The organism is Enterococcus sp. FDAARGOS_375, from assembly GCF_002393265.1.
Lineage (GTDB): Bacteria > Bacillota > Bacilli > Lactobacillales > Enterococcaceae > Enterococcus_D > Enterococcus_D innesii.
This window is the reverse complement of record NZ_CP023515.1, coordinates 2,342,368-2,357,887: the sequence shown is the minus strand read 5'-3', so window position 1 is coordinate 2,357,887 and position 15,520 is coordinate 2,342,368. Positions and strand designations below refer to the sequence as shown.

At 43.7% G+C, this 15,520-nt stretch carries 10 protein-coding genes and 1 other annotated feature; all 10 genes read right to left on the bottom strand.

The window, feature by feature from the left end:
• Positions 1–20: 20 nt before the first annotated feature.
• On the bottom strand, positions 21–1,460 hold the full coding sequence (locus CO692_RS12445) for a glutamate synthase subunit beta (protein ID WP_081118413.1): 1,440 nt from the start codon (positions 1,458–1,460) through the stop codon (positions 21–23).
• Between the two features lies 1 nt (position 1,461).
• On the bottom strand, positions 1,462–5,967 hold the full coding sequence (gltB, locus tag CO692_RS12440) for a glutamate synthase large subunit (RefSeq protein ID WP_096742362.1): 4,506 nt from the start codon (positions 5,965–5,967) through the stop codon (positions 1,462–1,464).
• A 365-nt stretch (positions 5,968–6,332) separates the two neighbouring features.
• Complete coding sequence (gene ileS / locus CO692_RS12435) at positions 6,333–9,128, bottom strand: isoleucine--tRNA ligase (protein WP_096742361.1); 2,796 nt, start codon at positions 9,126–9,128, stop codon at positions 6,333–6,335.
• A gap of 305 nt (positions 9,129–9,433) precedes the next feature.
• Positions 9,434–9,662: a binding site (T-box leader), on the bottom strand.
• Positions 9,658–10,413 carry a DivIVA domain-containing protein gene (locus tag CO692_RS12430; RefSeq protein ID WP_077453523.1) on the bottom strand — a complete coding sequence of 252 codons (756 nt, stop codon included), beginning with the start codon at positions 10,411–10,413 and terminating at the stop codon, positions 9,658–9,660. It overlaps the preceding feature by 5 nt.
• Positions 10,414–10,433: 20 nt before the next feature.
• A complete protein-coding gene (locus tag CO692_RS12425) occupies positions 10,434–11,216 on the bottom strand; it encodes an RNA-binding protein (protein ID WP_016613826.1) in 783 nt (260 codons plus the stop codon).
• A gap of 18 nt (positions 11,217–11,234) precedes the next feature.
• The gene (locus CO692_RS12420) at positions 11,235–11,498 is read right to left on the bottom strand and encodes a YggT family protein (protein ID WP_005228822.1); all 264 of its coding nucleotides are present in this window, start codon (positions 11,496–11,498) and stop codon (positions 11,235–11,237) included.
• A gap of 26 nt (positions 11,499–11,524) precedes the next feature.
• Positions 11,525–12,178 (bottom strand): cell division protein SepF, encoded by a 654-nt coding sequence (locus CO692_RS12415; RefSeq protein ID WP_077453524.1) that lies wholly within the window; start codon positions 12,176–12,178, stop codon positions 11,525–11,527.
• Between the two features lie 16 nt (positions 12,179–12,194).
• Positions 12,195–12,866: a YggS family pyridoxal phosphate-dependent enzyme gene (locus CO692_RS12410; RefSeq protein ID WP_077453525.1), complete on the bottom strand. Its 672-nt coding sequence runs from the start codon at positions 12,864–12,866 to the stop codon at positions 12,195–12,197.
• Between the two features lie 12 nt (positions 12,867–12,878).
• Positions 12,879–14,123 carry a cell division protein FtsZ gene (ftsZ, locus tag CO692_RS12405; RefSeq protein ID WP_077453526.1) on the bottom strand — a complete coding sequence of 415 codons (1,245 nt, stop codon included), beginning with the start codon at positions 14,121–14,123 and terminating at the stop codon, positions 12,879–12,881.
• Between the two features lie 31 nt (positions 14,124–14,154).
• Positions 14,155–15,477, bottom strand: a complete 1,323-nt coding sequence (ftsA, locus tag CO692_RS12400) for a cell division protein FtsA (RefSeq protein ID WP_081118410.1) — start codon at positions 15,475–15,477, stop codon at positions 14,155–14,157.
• Between the last annotated feature and the right edge of the window lie 43 nt (positions 15,478–15,520).

The following is a 15,520-nucleotide window of genomic DNA, read 5'->3' as shown; positions in this document are numbered from 1 at the left end:
GGTTGATTTTTTTTGATTGCTTATTGATACACCAATGATCGTAACGCTTGGTCGACTTTTTCTGCCGCTAGGCGTCCTTCACGAATCCCCCAGATCACTAAGCTTGGTCCTCTTTTAGCATCGCCTGCCACTAAGACCCGTTCATTATTTGTCGTATAATCATCATAAACTTCTCGCACACCAAAGGCATCAAAGAGTTGGGTCTCTGCGCCAATAAAGCCCATTGCCAACAAGACTAAATCCGCCTTGATCACTTGCTCTGTACCAGGGATCGGCTGAAACTGTTGATCCACAGAGACCGTTTCAATAGCAATCAACTGGCCACGTTCGGCGCCGATAAAGGCCGTTGTGGACACCCCATGATACGTCACTTGTGTTTGCAGCACTTCAGCCGCTTCTTCTTGCCCATAGCCTGTGCGGGCTGTCATTGGGTATTCAGGCCAAGGGTTGCTGTCGGTACGTGTCAATGGCAGTTGGGGCGTGATCTCCAATTGGCGCACAGAAGCGGCTCCTTGCCGAATCGCTGAGCCAATACAATCATTTCCAGTGTCGCCGCCGCCAATCACGACGACGTGCTTGCCAGCAAGTTTTTTACTGGTTGCCGCTTTGCCATGCTTTAATACATCTTTGGTTGCTTCCGTCAAATAATCGACTGCGAATTGGACCCCAGTCAATTCACGACCAGGAATTTTCAAGTCACGAGGAACGCTGGCACCTGTCGCCAAAATGACCCGATCATACTGAGCGGCCAATTCTTCTGCTGACAAGTCACGACCGATCTCCGTATTAGCGACAAAGGTTACCCCTAGCTCTGCCATCAAGTCAATCCGTCGCTGAACGACGTCTTTATCTAATTTCATATTTGGAATACCGTACATCAGTAAACCGCCAAAGCGATCACTGCGTTCATAGACCGTCACTTGATGCCCTAGTTGATTCAATCGCCAAGCAGCGGATAAACCAGCCGGTCCACTACCAACGATCGCCACCTTGAAACCAGTCGCTTCTTGAGGCAACCCGGAAGCTTTGACCCAATCGTTTTCAAAAGCAGTATCGATAATAAAACGTTCATTGTCATGGATCGTGACACCTGATCCATTCAGTGCCTCGGTACAGCCTTTTTCACATGGAGCAGGACAGACACGCCCTGTCATTTCTGGTAGTGGATTGGTTTTGGCTAAACGCTCAAAGGCGGCTTGGAAACGCCCTTGATAAACCAGATCATTCCATTCAGGAATCAGGTTGTCATTGGGACAACCTGAAACCGCCCGTTGACCGCCGTAAAAAGAACCTGTATGACAAAAAGGAATGCCACAATTCATACAGCGCGCCGCTTGCTCTTGACGCTCATTTTCAGGCAACGGCGTCTGTAATTCTTGCCAGTCTTGGATACGTTCTGAAACCGGTCGGGTAGGATTTTCTACTCTTGGGTACTTTAAAAAACCAAATGGATCTGCCATATTAGTCGCGCTCCTTTCCTGGAATAGTCAATTGTGGACCGACGACGGCTTCGAAAGCTTTCGTCACAAGTTCCTCCCCGATAAATCCTTGCTCAGCCAAAGTCTCCGTTGCTTGGATCATCTGATGGTACTCTGTCGGATAGACTTTGATGAAATGTTGCTGCTGATTTTCCCAATCTTCTAGGATCTCAGCCGCCTTCAATGAATCTGTATAGGCAAAATGCTGCTGGATCATCTCCTTCAGCTGATGGTCATCGCCACTTTCGCCAATCCGGTACAAATCAACCATTTCCCGATTGCATTTTTCTGCAAAAGTTTGATCAGGGTCATAGACGTATGCCACGCCACCGGACATTCCGGCACCGAAGTTGCGGCCGGTTTTTCCTAAAATCACCACGACGCCGCCAGTCATGTACTCACAGCCATGGTCCCCAACACCTTCTACAACGACTTTGGCTCCACTATTACGGACGCAAAAGCGTTCGCCAGCAATGCCGCGGAAATAGCCTTCACCCCGATTCGCCCCAAAACAAGCAACGTTACCGACAATCGGTGAATGCTCTGCGTCATAAGCGGCATCTTCAGGCGGCACAATGATCAAACGGGCACCACTCAGTCCTTTGGCTACATAATCGTTGGCCTCGCCAATCAGTTTCAACTGGATGCCCTGGGTGGCAAACGCCCCAAAACTTTGTCCAGCAATGCCGCGGTACGTAAACTGCAACAAACCTGGTGTTACTTCGTAATTGCCAAAGCGTTCTGCGATCCAGCCCCCTAAACGAGCGCCGACTGAACGTTGAACATTATTGATCGTATGATTCATAACGATTTCTTGATTATTGTCGATAGCTACTTGGGCAAAAGCGTCTAATTCTGGCCATTGTCGTTTTTCAAGGAATGGGTCGGTCACTTTGCGCTCGATTGGGATCGTCGTCCCAATCATTCTAGAAAAGTCTAACGACTTTGCTTTGCCCTTGGCAACGAAGCGTGGTGTCAACACTTCCGCGTGTCCTACCATCTCATCAATCGTGCGAAACCCTAGCTCGGCCATTGTTTCCCGTAAATCTTCTGCTAAAAAGTACATCGTATTGATGATGTGCTCAGGTTTCCCTGCGAAAAATTTGCGCAACGCTGGATTTTGCGTAGCAATGCCGACAGGACATGTATTGATACTGCAAACCCGCATCATGACACAACCAACCGCAACTAGCGCTAAAGAGGCAAAGCTATATTCTTCTGCTCCTAAAAGAGCAGCAATGGCGATGTCTCGACCCGTCATTAATTTTCCATCTGTCTCTAAGGTCATTCGCTGCCGCAAATGATTCATAGCTAACGTTTGATGGGCTTCTGCAAGCCCCATCTCCCAAGGCAAGCCAGCATCACGAATCGAATTTCTCGGAGAAGCACCGGTCCCACCGTCATAGCCTGAGATCACGACTACGTCTGCGCCGGCTTTGACGACACCGGTAGCGATCGTACCCACGCCCGTACTAGAAACCAATTTGACATTGATCCGTGCATACGGATTGATGGCTTTTAAGTCATAGATCAGCTGGGCTAGATCTTCAATCGAATAAATGTCGTGATGTGGTGGCGGTGAAATCAATCGGACCCCAGGTGTTGAGCCACGAATCTCGGCGACCCACGGGAAGACTTTATTGCCTGGTAATTGACCGCCTTCTCCAGGTTTCGCCCCTTGCGCCATTTTGATCTGGAGTTCGTCCGCACTCATTAAATATTCGGCATTGACACCAAAACGGCCAGAAGCTACTTGTTTGATGCGACTATTATAATTAATGCCATTCACTGGTTTGAAACGATTTCGGTTTTCTCCACCTTCTCCACTGTTGGATTTTGCCCCGATCGCATTCATTCCTTCAGCAATACAGCGATGCGCCTCTTCACTTAGAGAGCCGTAAGACATCGCACCGACTTTAAATCGTTTGACGATCGTTTCAACTGGTTCCACCTCAGCTAATGGAATACTGCGTCTTGTGTTCGCAAAAGTCCACATAGAACGGAGGGTCGTTGGATTCTCTAACGCGTCTTGGTTCATCTCCGCCGCATATTCTTTATAAAGCGCATAGCTGCCGGTACGAACAGCTTTTTGAAATCCATAAATCGTTTTTGGATTGAACAGATGATGTTCCCCGTCAGCTTTGTATTGGAAACTACCACCCGAATCAAGATAATCCACGCGTTTCTCGCCATACGCCGCTTCATAACGCGTTAAGTATTCTTGCTCGATTTGTGCTAATGAAAGTCCACCGATACGAGTAACCGTGCCGGTAAAGTATTCGGAGATGACTTTCTCAGAGATACCAACAGCTTCAAACAATTGCGCCCCATGGTAACCGGCGATCGTTGAAATCCCCATCCGTGACATAATTTTGACAATACCTTTCTCACAAGCTTTGCGGTAACTTTCAATCTTCTCTGAAAGCTCAAAGTGGGCCAATGTCTGGTAAGCCCCATAAGGGTGGACCCCACTTGCTCCGTAGCCGACTAACATGGCATAATGATGGACCTCACAGACTTCCGCAGTATCCGCAACGATCGATGCCAAGGAACGTTTGCCTTTTCGCACCAAGTAATTGTGCAGGCCTGATACTGCCAAAAGGATCGGAATCGCCACTTTTCCTTCTTGCGGCTGAATGACTTCCCGATCACTTAAAATGACGATCGTTGCCCCAGAATCAATTTTTTGTTCCGTTTCTTTAAAAAGCGCTTCTAACGCTTGCTGCAATGCTGCTCCATTTTCTGGTACATAATCATAGAGAATCGACTGTAAAACTGCTTTTTGACCATTTTGATCTAACTGTTTGATTTTTTCATATTCACTCGTTTTTAACACAGGACTAGCAATCTTCAGCTTATTGCAATTGATTCGAATGTCCTTTGAAACATCACCATCTCGACCTAAAAACAGTTCGGTACCAATTACCAATTTTTCACGAATCGCATCGATTGGCGGATTGGTCACTTGAGCAAATTGTTGTTTAAAGTACGTAAACAAAGATTGGGGACGTTCGCTTAAGATGGCTAAGGGTGAATCAAACCCCATGGAGATCACTGGTTCTTCTCCCGTTTGAGCCATTGGTAAAATCAACGTGCGAATGATCTCATCCGTGTAGCCATTTCGTTTCCAAAGGGTCTGGATCGCATCATCTGCCGTTTCCTCCTGTCTTTCTGCGTCAGGAAGCAGCTCTGGTGTTAATAAGTGATCCGCTAGCCACTCTTGGTAAGGATGGGCGTTCGCATAATGCGCTTTGATTTCTTGATTGCGTAAGATCACCCCTTTTTTGGTATCCACTAAAAACATATTTGCTGGTCCGAGCACCCCTTTTTCAATCACTTCTGACGCTGGCAGATCGACAACCCCTGACTCAGAGGCCACGACTACAAACCCGGCTTTCGTGATCGAGTAGCGAGATGGCCGCAACCCATTTCGATCGAGTGCAGCTCCTACCAGATCTCCATCGGTAAAGCATAAAGCTGCTGGTCCATCCCAAGGGGCCATAAAGCTTGCATTGTATTCATTAAAAGCCGTCAGTTCTGGCGTCAAGCCAGCTTCTTTGGACCATGCTTCTGGCACCATCATCAACAGTGCTTGGGGAATGTCTCGACCTTGACGATACAAGTATTCCATACAGTTTTCCAGCTTCGCCGAATCGGAGTTTTCGTCATCGTAGACTTCGATCTGATGTCCATGCATCCAATTTTCTGCCCCACGTAAGGTGTTGATTTCGCCATTATGAGCTAAGAAACGAAAAGGTTGCGCCCGACTCCAGCTTGGAAAGGTATTCGTTGAAAAACGAGAATGGGTCAAAGCAATACTGGAAGTCATTTCTGGGCTTTGAAGATCTTTGAAAAACAAGCCAACTTGATAGGCATGCAGCATCCCTTTATAAACAACTGTCTTACTAGATAAGCTGCAGATAGACAGCTCATCGGTATGATACGTTTTTTCCAGTTTACGACGTAGCCGATAAAGCTGATCTTCAAAGGGACGGCCTGCAGCTACATCGACAGGTTTTTCAATAAAGACTTGCACAAATGAGGGCATGACTTTTTGAGCCCCTGGCCCACATTGATAATAATCATAAGGCACATCTCGTTGCCATAAAACCGTAAAACCCATTTGTTGAATGTCTTTAGTTACTTCTTCTTGGACCTGTGCTGCTCGGAGCTTTTCTTTCGGTAAAAAAAACATCCCAACAGCATAGGCGCCTTTTTCAGGCAATGGGATTTCGGCCTCTTTTGCTCGCTGTTGAAAAAATGGATCAGGCATCGCCATCAAAATCCCAGCTCCGTCTCCTGTGTCAGGTTCTGCCCCAGTTCCCCCTCGATGGTTCATCCGTTCTAACATCGTTAAGGCATTTTGCACAAGTTCTCGAGAATAGCGACCATCTTTTTGTGCAATAAAGCCCATCCCACAAGCATCTTTTTCAAAAGCGGCATCGTACATCATTTGGTTCGTTTTCCTCATCATCTCTAAATCACTCATGGAATCACACTTTCTTTCAATATTCTGAATATTCCGATTTTTAACAGTTTACAATCTGTTTTTCTATCTGGCAAGTTTTTTTTACTTGATCCGTGCTCGTTGATTTCTTCCTTCAAGGGTTACTTAAATCCATTGAACAAATAGTGACTAGTAAATCACAGGCAGGAATCTTCGTCTAATAAGGTTTTTTTATTATACAATAAACTGTCGGAAAATTATTGCAAACAAATGAGAATCGTTATCAATTAAGTTAGATTTTCTCATTTGGATGTCACAAACAGCTGTTTATGTCCCATTTTCAAGGAACAAGCTTGACTGATTTCAAAAAAAGATGACCCGCAATGGGGTCATCTTTTTTCATTCTTTTATTTTTCAAAGCCTTCTGCAACTGCTTCGGGATAGTTTTCTTTGACGATGGCTGCACAATGGCCGCAAAGTGTTGGCAGTTGCTCTTCTACACCAACATCTACACGGACTTGGCGGCAACGTTCGCACACTTCACCTTCGGCTTTTTCCACTAAGATCGCCACGTCTTCGAATTGATAGGCCGCTTCTGGTGCTGCTTCCCCTGCTTCTTTGATCGTTAAGAAGTCTGGTGAAATGATCAGCAGTTGTGCAATATCTGAATCGATAGCTTTTAGTAATGCCGCAACCGGTTCGGTTGGATAGACAGTCACTTTTGCTTCAAACGATTTCCCAATCAGTTTTGCATTACGCGCTTCTTCCAATGCTTTTAAGACATTGTCACGAAAATCAAGGAAAGCACGCCATAAATCAAGCAGCTCTTCTTGGTTAGCAAATGTATCATAGCCAGGGAACTCCGCTAATTGAACATATTCCTCTTCTTCTTTCAAATGTGACCAGATTTCCTCTGCCGTATGGGGAATGATCGGCGTCAGTAATTTCGTCAACGCAACCGCTGTTTGATAGAAGACGGTTTGCATGGCGCGACGTTGGAAATCATTTTCAGCTTCGATATAAACGACATCTTTTGCAAAATCCAAATAGAAGGATGACATATCGACTGTCAAGAAGTTGATGACTGTCCGGTAAATATGCAAGAAGTTATATTTTTCATAGCCATCTTCCCGAATCGTTTTGATCGTTTGATTCAAGCGAACCATCATGTATTTATCAACAGAACGCAAGTTTTCAAATGGTACGCTGTCTTTTTCTGGATCAAAATCATTCGTATTAGCCAATAAGAAACGCATGGTATTGCGAATTTTCCGATAGACTTCTGACACTTGATTCAAGATATCCATAGACACTCGGACATCCGCTTCGTAGTCAACACTGCTGACCCAAAGGCGCAAAATATCCGCACCCATTTGATTGATCACTTTTTCTGGTGCAATGGTATTACCAAGAGATTTACTCATCTTGCGACCTTCGCCATCTAAGGTGAAGCCTTGAGACAAGACGGCTTTATATGGTGCGACTTCGTTGATCGCAACACTAGTCGTGATACTTGAGTTGAACCACCCACGATATTGGTCAGAACCTTCCAAGTACATGTCAGCTGGGAATGTCAATTCTGGACGTTGACGTAACACCGCTTCGTGAGAAGAACCTGAATCAAACCAAACATCCATGATGTCAGTCTCTTTCGAGAATTTTCCGTTTGGTGAGCCTGGATGCGTGAAGCCAGCTGGCAGTAATTCTTCTGCTTCTTTTTCAAACCAAATCGTTGAACCATGTTCAGCAAATAAGTTTGCCACATGCTCAATCGTTTCAGGCGTAATGATGGCTTCGCCGTTTTCTGCATAGAAGATTGGCAACGGAACGCCCCACGCACGTTGACGAGAGATCACCCAGTCGCCGCGGTCGCGAATCATATTGTACAAACGGGTTTTGCCCCATGGAATGATCCAATCTACTTTTTCGATCTCATCCAAAATATTTTGACGGAACTTATCAATAGACGCAAACCATTGTGGCGTTGCCCGATAGATGACTGGTTTTTTCGTCCGCCAATCATGTGGATAGCTGTGAGTAAAGAAGTTTAGTTTTAATAGGGCTCCTTTTTCTTCTAAAAGCTCAGTGATCATTGGATTGGCTTTGTCATAAAAGATCCCTTCAAATCCTGGCGCTTCTTCTGTGAAGATCCCGCGACTATCGACTGGTGATAAGACATCCAACCCATATTTTTTGCTGACGATGTAGTCATCTTCCCCGTGTCCTGGTGCAGTGTGGACCAAACCAGTACCGGCATCCAATGTCACATGGTCCCCTAACATTACTAGAGACGTACGATCATAAAAAGGATGTTGTGCCGTCATTTTTTCCAATTGATCGCCAGCCAATTCTTGTAATACTTCGACAGATTCCCAACCGATCTCATTCGTCACGGTTTCTAATAAATCTTTTGCCACGACGAATTTACGACCATCAGCCAAGATTTGAACATAGGCAAAGGTTGGATTCACAGAGATTCCTAGGTTCGCTGGTAAGGTCCATGGTGTCGTCGTCCAGATAACAAAAGCTGTATCTGAATCAAGCAAATCTTTGCCATCTGCGACTGGAAAAGCCACATAGATTGATGGTGATTTCACATCTTTGTATTCGATCTCAGCTTCTGCTAATGATGATTCACTAGATGGTGACCAGTAAATTGGTTTCAATCCTTTGTAGATGTAGCCTTTTTCTGCCATTTTTCCGAACACGCGGATTTCTGCTGCTTCATAATCTGGTGTCAATGTGATATATGGATGATCCCAGTCACCAGAAACGCCTAAACGTTTGAAATCAGCTCTTTGTGTATCCACTTGTGTCAAAGCATATTCTTCACATTTTTTGCGATATTCTGCCAAGCTCATTTCTTTGCGCTTGATCCCTTTATTGGTCAGTACTTGTTCGATCGGTAAACCATGAGTATCCCAACCAGGTACATAAGGGGAACGGAAACCTGACATCGATTTGGAACGTACGATGATGTCTTTACTGATTTTGTTCAATGAGTGTCCGATATGGATATTTCCATTTGCGTAGGGAGGGCCATCGTGTAAGACAAAGGTTGGCTTACCTTCATTTAATTCTTGACGACGCTGATACAATTGATTTTCTTCCCATTCTTTTTGCCAATCCACTTCGCGGTTCGGCAAGTTGCCTCGCATTGGAAAAGCGGTTTTTCCAAGATGCAGTGTTTCTTTCATTTTCATTCTTGTTTCGCTCCTTTTCGTCTCTCAACGTTTTGGTATAGTTTCAAAATCCATCGACTCGATCAACCGATTGCTTCTATTGAACCTGTCAAATGGATTGGTTGCCATAAATTCAAAGCATTCAGGATTCACTGATTGTTAACAGCTGGCTAGCGTCTGCTCTGTTCCGCTTTGCGGACCAATCATTGTGATTCCTAGTAAGGTTACTACGCTCCCTATAGTCGCCTAGTACTGTTCATCATCTATTCTGTCTTGCTTCGCAAGCCAATCATAGTGATTCACAGCAAAAAACACGTCCGTCCCTGGCAAGGGACGAACGTGTTCGTGGTACCACCCAAATTTAATTGTCATTTGACAATTCTTTGATGATCGGTAACGGGATCAGGCGTCGTTCTCTACTCGAGTCTTTGAAAAGTCAGCTCTTTCAAGAACGCAACTCACAGATGATCTGATTTCTTACAGGGTTTTATTTGGCTTCCACTCTCCCAAACTCGCTTGAAAAATATAAGAAATTTTTCTGTTCTGTGTCTTAGTTGTTATCTGTTTTGTTCAACTCGTCTAATAAGTTTCTCGCATCATCTAACGTTTTCACTTCAGGGCTTTCACTTACATCAACGATTTTTTCATCTGATTCAACAATGTCCACATCAAATGTTTCCACTGCTTCTGAGTTTACTCCAGAACCATTTTCACTGTCAAGTTCTTTTGACAAAACTTCTCTGATCACTTGGTGGGAATCTTGTACATAGCTTGAAAATGGCGCCAAAATTTCTTCCCATTCAGGACTCTTCACTTGTTCTAATTGCGTTTGCAACATAACTAACAAGTTGTTATGGAAGACTCTGGTTTTCTTCTTCAAGTCATTTGTTTCTGTCGCCAATTGACGTGCGTTATTTGTTGCATCTGTCAAAATCTCTTTGGCTTTTTCTTCTGCTGAGGTCATCAAGGCATGGGCATGTTTTTCTGCAGTAGCAACCATCTCATCCGCACGGTTTTGGGCAGAAGTAACGATTACTTCTGATTCTTTGCTTGCGCTTGTTTTTACTTTATCCGCCGTATCTTGAGCCACGATAATGGATTGGTTCAAGGCGTCTTTCAATTCATTGAAGTATTCGAGTTTTTCTTCTGCATGTTTCAATGATTTCTCTAACTCACGATTGCGTTGAACAGCTTCTTCATAATCACGAACAATCATATCCAAGAAGTCATCGACTTCGTCTTGATTGTAGCCTCTCATTTTTACTGAAAAGTTTTTATTTTGAATGTCTAATGGAGTTAATGCCATATTCTATACACCTCTTTGATTTATTTACGTAATACACCTAATAACAATCTAACTTTTTCTTTTTTCGTGGTTCCTTCTAACCCCTGTATTTGAATCCGACCAAATCCTCTTACTGAAACGATATCCAGTAAATCCAGAACAAAATCTGGTCGTAATGCTTCTGTCCAGTTTACTTTTACTTTTCCTGATTCGATCAACTGTTTCGAACGCTGACGAGAGATGTTGTACACGGCGGAGATCACTGTATCAAGACGCAATGAACTAACCGTTTCTCTTTCCTCGGTCCAGCCATCTTTAGGCACGATCAAATCGGTATATTTCGTTTCTTCCAAACGTACCGATACGTTGCCGATTTTATCCACTTGTAGTTGAATAAAATGACTGACTTCAGTAGCAACGAATACTTGCCATATTTCACCATCGGAAAGAATGTCTCCAAAGTATTCCCTCTTGACTCCAGTCCCCATTAACGTGCCCAAAACTTTTCCATGACTCAAAACCGTAAATTTTTTCGGGTATTGAATCGTAAATAAAGTCATGTCAAACTCATCGGTGGTGGGCTCATAGTAATCAGGATAAATTAAACAGCGTCGTCTTTCAGCAGCTTCGTATCCGCCAAAAAAACGGAAGCTTAAATCCGTTGATTGACGAATCAAGCTTTCTAAGATATACGCTTGTCTTGGATCTAAGAAATCAGTCAAGTATGGCGCATACTGCATTTGCACTTGTTCGATCCATCCTTGAGCGGAATCAATAAAAGGGCGTTCATCGTTTCGAAAATGTTGATAGACATTTGCGTTCACCGATAACCACCCCTTACGTTAAAATAAAATTGATTGTAGGATCAATATCAATGCTTGTGATGCTAGCTGTAAGACAATAATTGCAAATGCAATCGTAAAATCGATACCAGCAAAACTTAATTTCAATCGATCAAATAAACTCAAATACGGTTCACACACTTTTGCCAAGAAACGGCCAAAAGCGGATTGATACCCTCCTGGAAACCAAGACAAAAGTGCATAGATCACTAATAAAATGGTATACAGATAAACAGCATCACTCAGTAATTTAACGAATCTCAAGAATAAAATTGGCGTTCCTCCTCACTTTAGATATCAAAAAAATTGGTATCTGCTAATGTTTGGGCAGTGCCTTCAATTTCCATACCCTTAGGCGTGCAAAGAAAAATTTCATCGCCAACGCGCTTGATATCACCATCTTCAGCGTACACTGTTCCTGTTAAAAAATCAACTATTCGACGAGCTTGGTACTCTTCAATTAAATGAAAATTAACAAGTACAGCATCACCATTGATGACTTGCTTCGCAATCCCCATTGCTTCAGAGTAAACACGTGGTTCTACGATCGTTATTTTTCCTGCCACTTGCGAGGAAGTTTCTTTTGCTTTTGTATCTTTGACTCTCGTATTGGTTCTTTGTTGCGCCATCGGAACGACTTTTTCTTCCGTCTTAGGTACCGATCTTACTCGTTCAGCCGCAGCTGAGGATTGTTGATAAGCAGCAGTTTGAGGTTGCTGTCTGTATTGATAAGCTTGATTTTGTGGTTGACTTGTTGTACGGGTTGCCGCTTGGCCAGATGCATACGTATTCGCGGATGTTCTGGAGGCCGTAAAAGCTCCTCCTTGGTTCACAGCCGGTTTAGATGCTGTTCGTGCCGGTTCTTCAGTGGCATATGTTTCTTCGTAATAATCTTCTTCGTCAGTCAATCCAAAAAAATTGGTCAGTTTCTCTTTGAGCGACATCGGTCAACCTCCTTTTTTATTGAAATAATGCTGTTCCTACACGAATAAATGTTGCGCCTTCTTGGATCGCAATGGGAAAGTCATTACTCATTCCCATACTCGTTTCTAAGCAAGGGGCATGTGTAAGATGCAGGTCAGCGATTTGTTGTTGAATCCTTTTTAATTCTTTAAAAATCTGATGCTGCTCGTCTTTGGAAGCAGTGAGCGGGGCCATCGTCATCAATCCAACAACACGAATTTTATCGAACGAAGCGAGTGCTTCAATAAAAGCCATCACCTCTTCTACGAAAATCCCTTGTTTCGTTGCTTCCTGCGAAACATTTACTTCCACAAAGCAGTTGATCGGATGCTCTGCTCGTTTTTGAATTTCTTGTGCCAGTTTGATTGAATCTAACGCATGGAAAAAATCAATCTCGTTTATAATTGATTTTACCTTTCTACGCTGCAAATTGCCAATAAAATGCCAACGGACATCTGGAAAATCCGTTAATGCTGCTTTTTTTTCAAGTAGTTTTTCTACTCGATTTTCAGCACAATTCCGCACACCATTTTCTAGAAGTTCTCTTGTCGTTTCTGTATCGACGGATTTTGTTACAGCTGTCAAACAGACCTCACTGGCGTTTCTAGAAACAAGAGCACAGGAGTCCTGTATCTCTTGCTGGATCTTGTGCAAGTTCTCAGAAATCATGTGCTCTGCCCCCTAGCGTTTACGACGGAAAAATGGTGGTGTGCTTAATTCGTCGTCATCATTCGAGCGTACTTCATCACGGCTGAAGGTGTCGAATTCTTTCTTTTCTACATTTTCAAATGTATTTTCTTCTACTTTAGGTCGTACATTTTGTTCTTTACGGATATCCCAATCGCCGAAACCGTTGCTTTCCTCTGCTTGCGCAGGGCGTGCTTGGTCCATATCTAATGTTGGTTTTTGTGGGATAGAATGAATTTGGCTTTGGCTTTGTCTGCCAGAACGAGACCCACGTTCTTTTTTAGAAGGGTCAATGCCAGTTGCAATGACAGTCACACGGATTTCATCGCCTAGGTCTTCGTTGATTGAGGTACCTAAGATAATATTTACATCACCTGTTGCTGCATGAGCGACGATATCAGAAGCATCTTGTGCTTCAAATAAAGTCATATCCAATCCGCCGGTGATGTTCAATAGTACTTGTTCGGCACCATCGATCGAAGTTTCTAGTAATGGTGAAGAGATTGCTTTTTTCGTTGCTTCGATTACACGTTCTTCGCCGCTAGCAACACCGATTCCCATTAAAGCGGTGCCTTGATTTTCCATCACTGTTTTCACATCAGCGAAGTCCAAGTTAACGTAGCCTGGAGCAGTGATCAAGTCTGAGATCCCTTGAACCCCTTGACGCAAGACATTGTCTGCTTCACGGAATGCTTCAAGCATTGGTGTTTTCTTGTCGACAACTTCTAACAAGCGATTGTTCGAGATGATCAATAGTGTATCGACATTCTCTTTTAATTTAGCAATTCCTTCAGCCGCAAAACGACCGCGTTTTGGTCCTTCAAAAGTAAATGGGCGAGTAACGACACCGACTGTCAATGCGCCGATTTCTTTGGCGATTTTAGCCACGATCGGTGCAGCACCGGTCCCGGTTCCGCCACCCATACCAGCGGTAATGAAAATCATGTCCGCGCCTTCTAATGATTCACGAATAGAATCTTCACTTTCTTCTGCTGCTTTTTGACCAACTTCTGGTTGAGAACCAGCGCCAAGACCACGGGTATATTTAGGGCCTAATTGAATCACTGTTTCTGCTTTTGAATTTTTTAATGCTTGAACGTCAGTGTTGGCCGCAATAAATTCTACGCCTTTGACATTTTCTTCGATCATACGGTTGACTGCGTTGCCGCCACCGCCGCCGACTCCGATGACTTTGATCACAGCGCCGTCATTGATGTTATTATCAATTGAAAATTCCATAGTTTATCTTCCTCCTGAGAATCGTTTTAGATTATTCAAAGATATTTGAGAAGAAATCTTTTACTCGGTTTGTGATCGACTCACCTTTTTTCTCTTCTTCTACTTCTTCATAAGTTTCTTCTGGAGCTTCATATTGTTCGTAATGTACTTCTTGTTGTTGAATAGCAACGGGCTGTTGCGCGACTGTTTTTTCACCGGTGATCGCACTTTTGGCAAGCTGATAGACTTCGCTTAAGTTTGCTGAATAGTCAACGATACTGATTACATTGGTGAATACAGGATTTCTAAGTCCCATATGATTAGGAACGTAAAGCTTAACGTTTGTTTCGAATACTTCTTGAGCAAGATCTACGACACCTGGCAGGCTTGCAGCGCCACCAGTTAAAATCACGCCACCTGGTAAATCAAGTCCATCAATTTCGTCTAAGACTTCTTTTGATTTAGTGAAAATTTGTTCCATACGGGCTTCAATGATTTCTGACAAATAGCGTTCATCAATCTTCACAGGTTCTGATTTTCCAATCACATCGACCGGAAACTCTTCGCTAGCTGAAGTTCGTTCAGGATACGCATCCCCATAATTGATCTTCAATGCTTCTGCATTGTTGAAAGAGGTATTTAAAACCGTTGAAATGTCTTTGGTGACAAATTCGCCGCCCTCTTGGTTCACATGAGTAAATTTCAATTGTTTGTCGTGCATCGCAGCTGTCGTTGTTTGGCCGCCACCGATATCGATAACGATCGTGCCAAAATCTTTTTCACCATCAGATAAAATCGATTCTGTCAATGCTAATGGCGTAATGACCACTTCATTGACGATCAGTCCGGATTTTTCCACACACTTTCGAATGTTGTGAATGATGGTTTTTGGTCCTGTATAAACCACACCAAACATTTCTAAGCGAACACCGATCATGCCACGAGGATCTTTGATCCCTTCAAACCCATCCACAGTAAATTCTTGCGGTAAAATAGCAATGATCTGTCTTTCAGGAGGGGTTGAACGTACAAGTGCTGCGGAAGCAACATTGCGGACGTCCTCGTCGGTGATCTCTTTTGATTCACTATTGACCGCGATCATCCCTTGACAATTTTCCACTTCAAGAAGATTGGCTGGTACACCAACACTTACACTGCGAATTTGAATTCCTGCTTTTTCTTCTGCTTGTCTTACTGCTCTTTGAATGGCTTGTACCGTTTTATCGATATCTACAATAATCCCACGGTTGATTCCTTCTGATTTTGCATTTCCTACACCAATGATATTCATTTGGCTGTCAACGTATTCGGCTACTACAACTTTTACAGATGTCGTACCGATATCAAGGCCAACATACATTCCCGTTTTTGCCATGGATGGGGTTCCCTCCTACTTAAATTGGATATATAGCGAACCA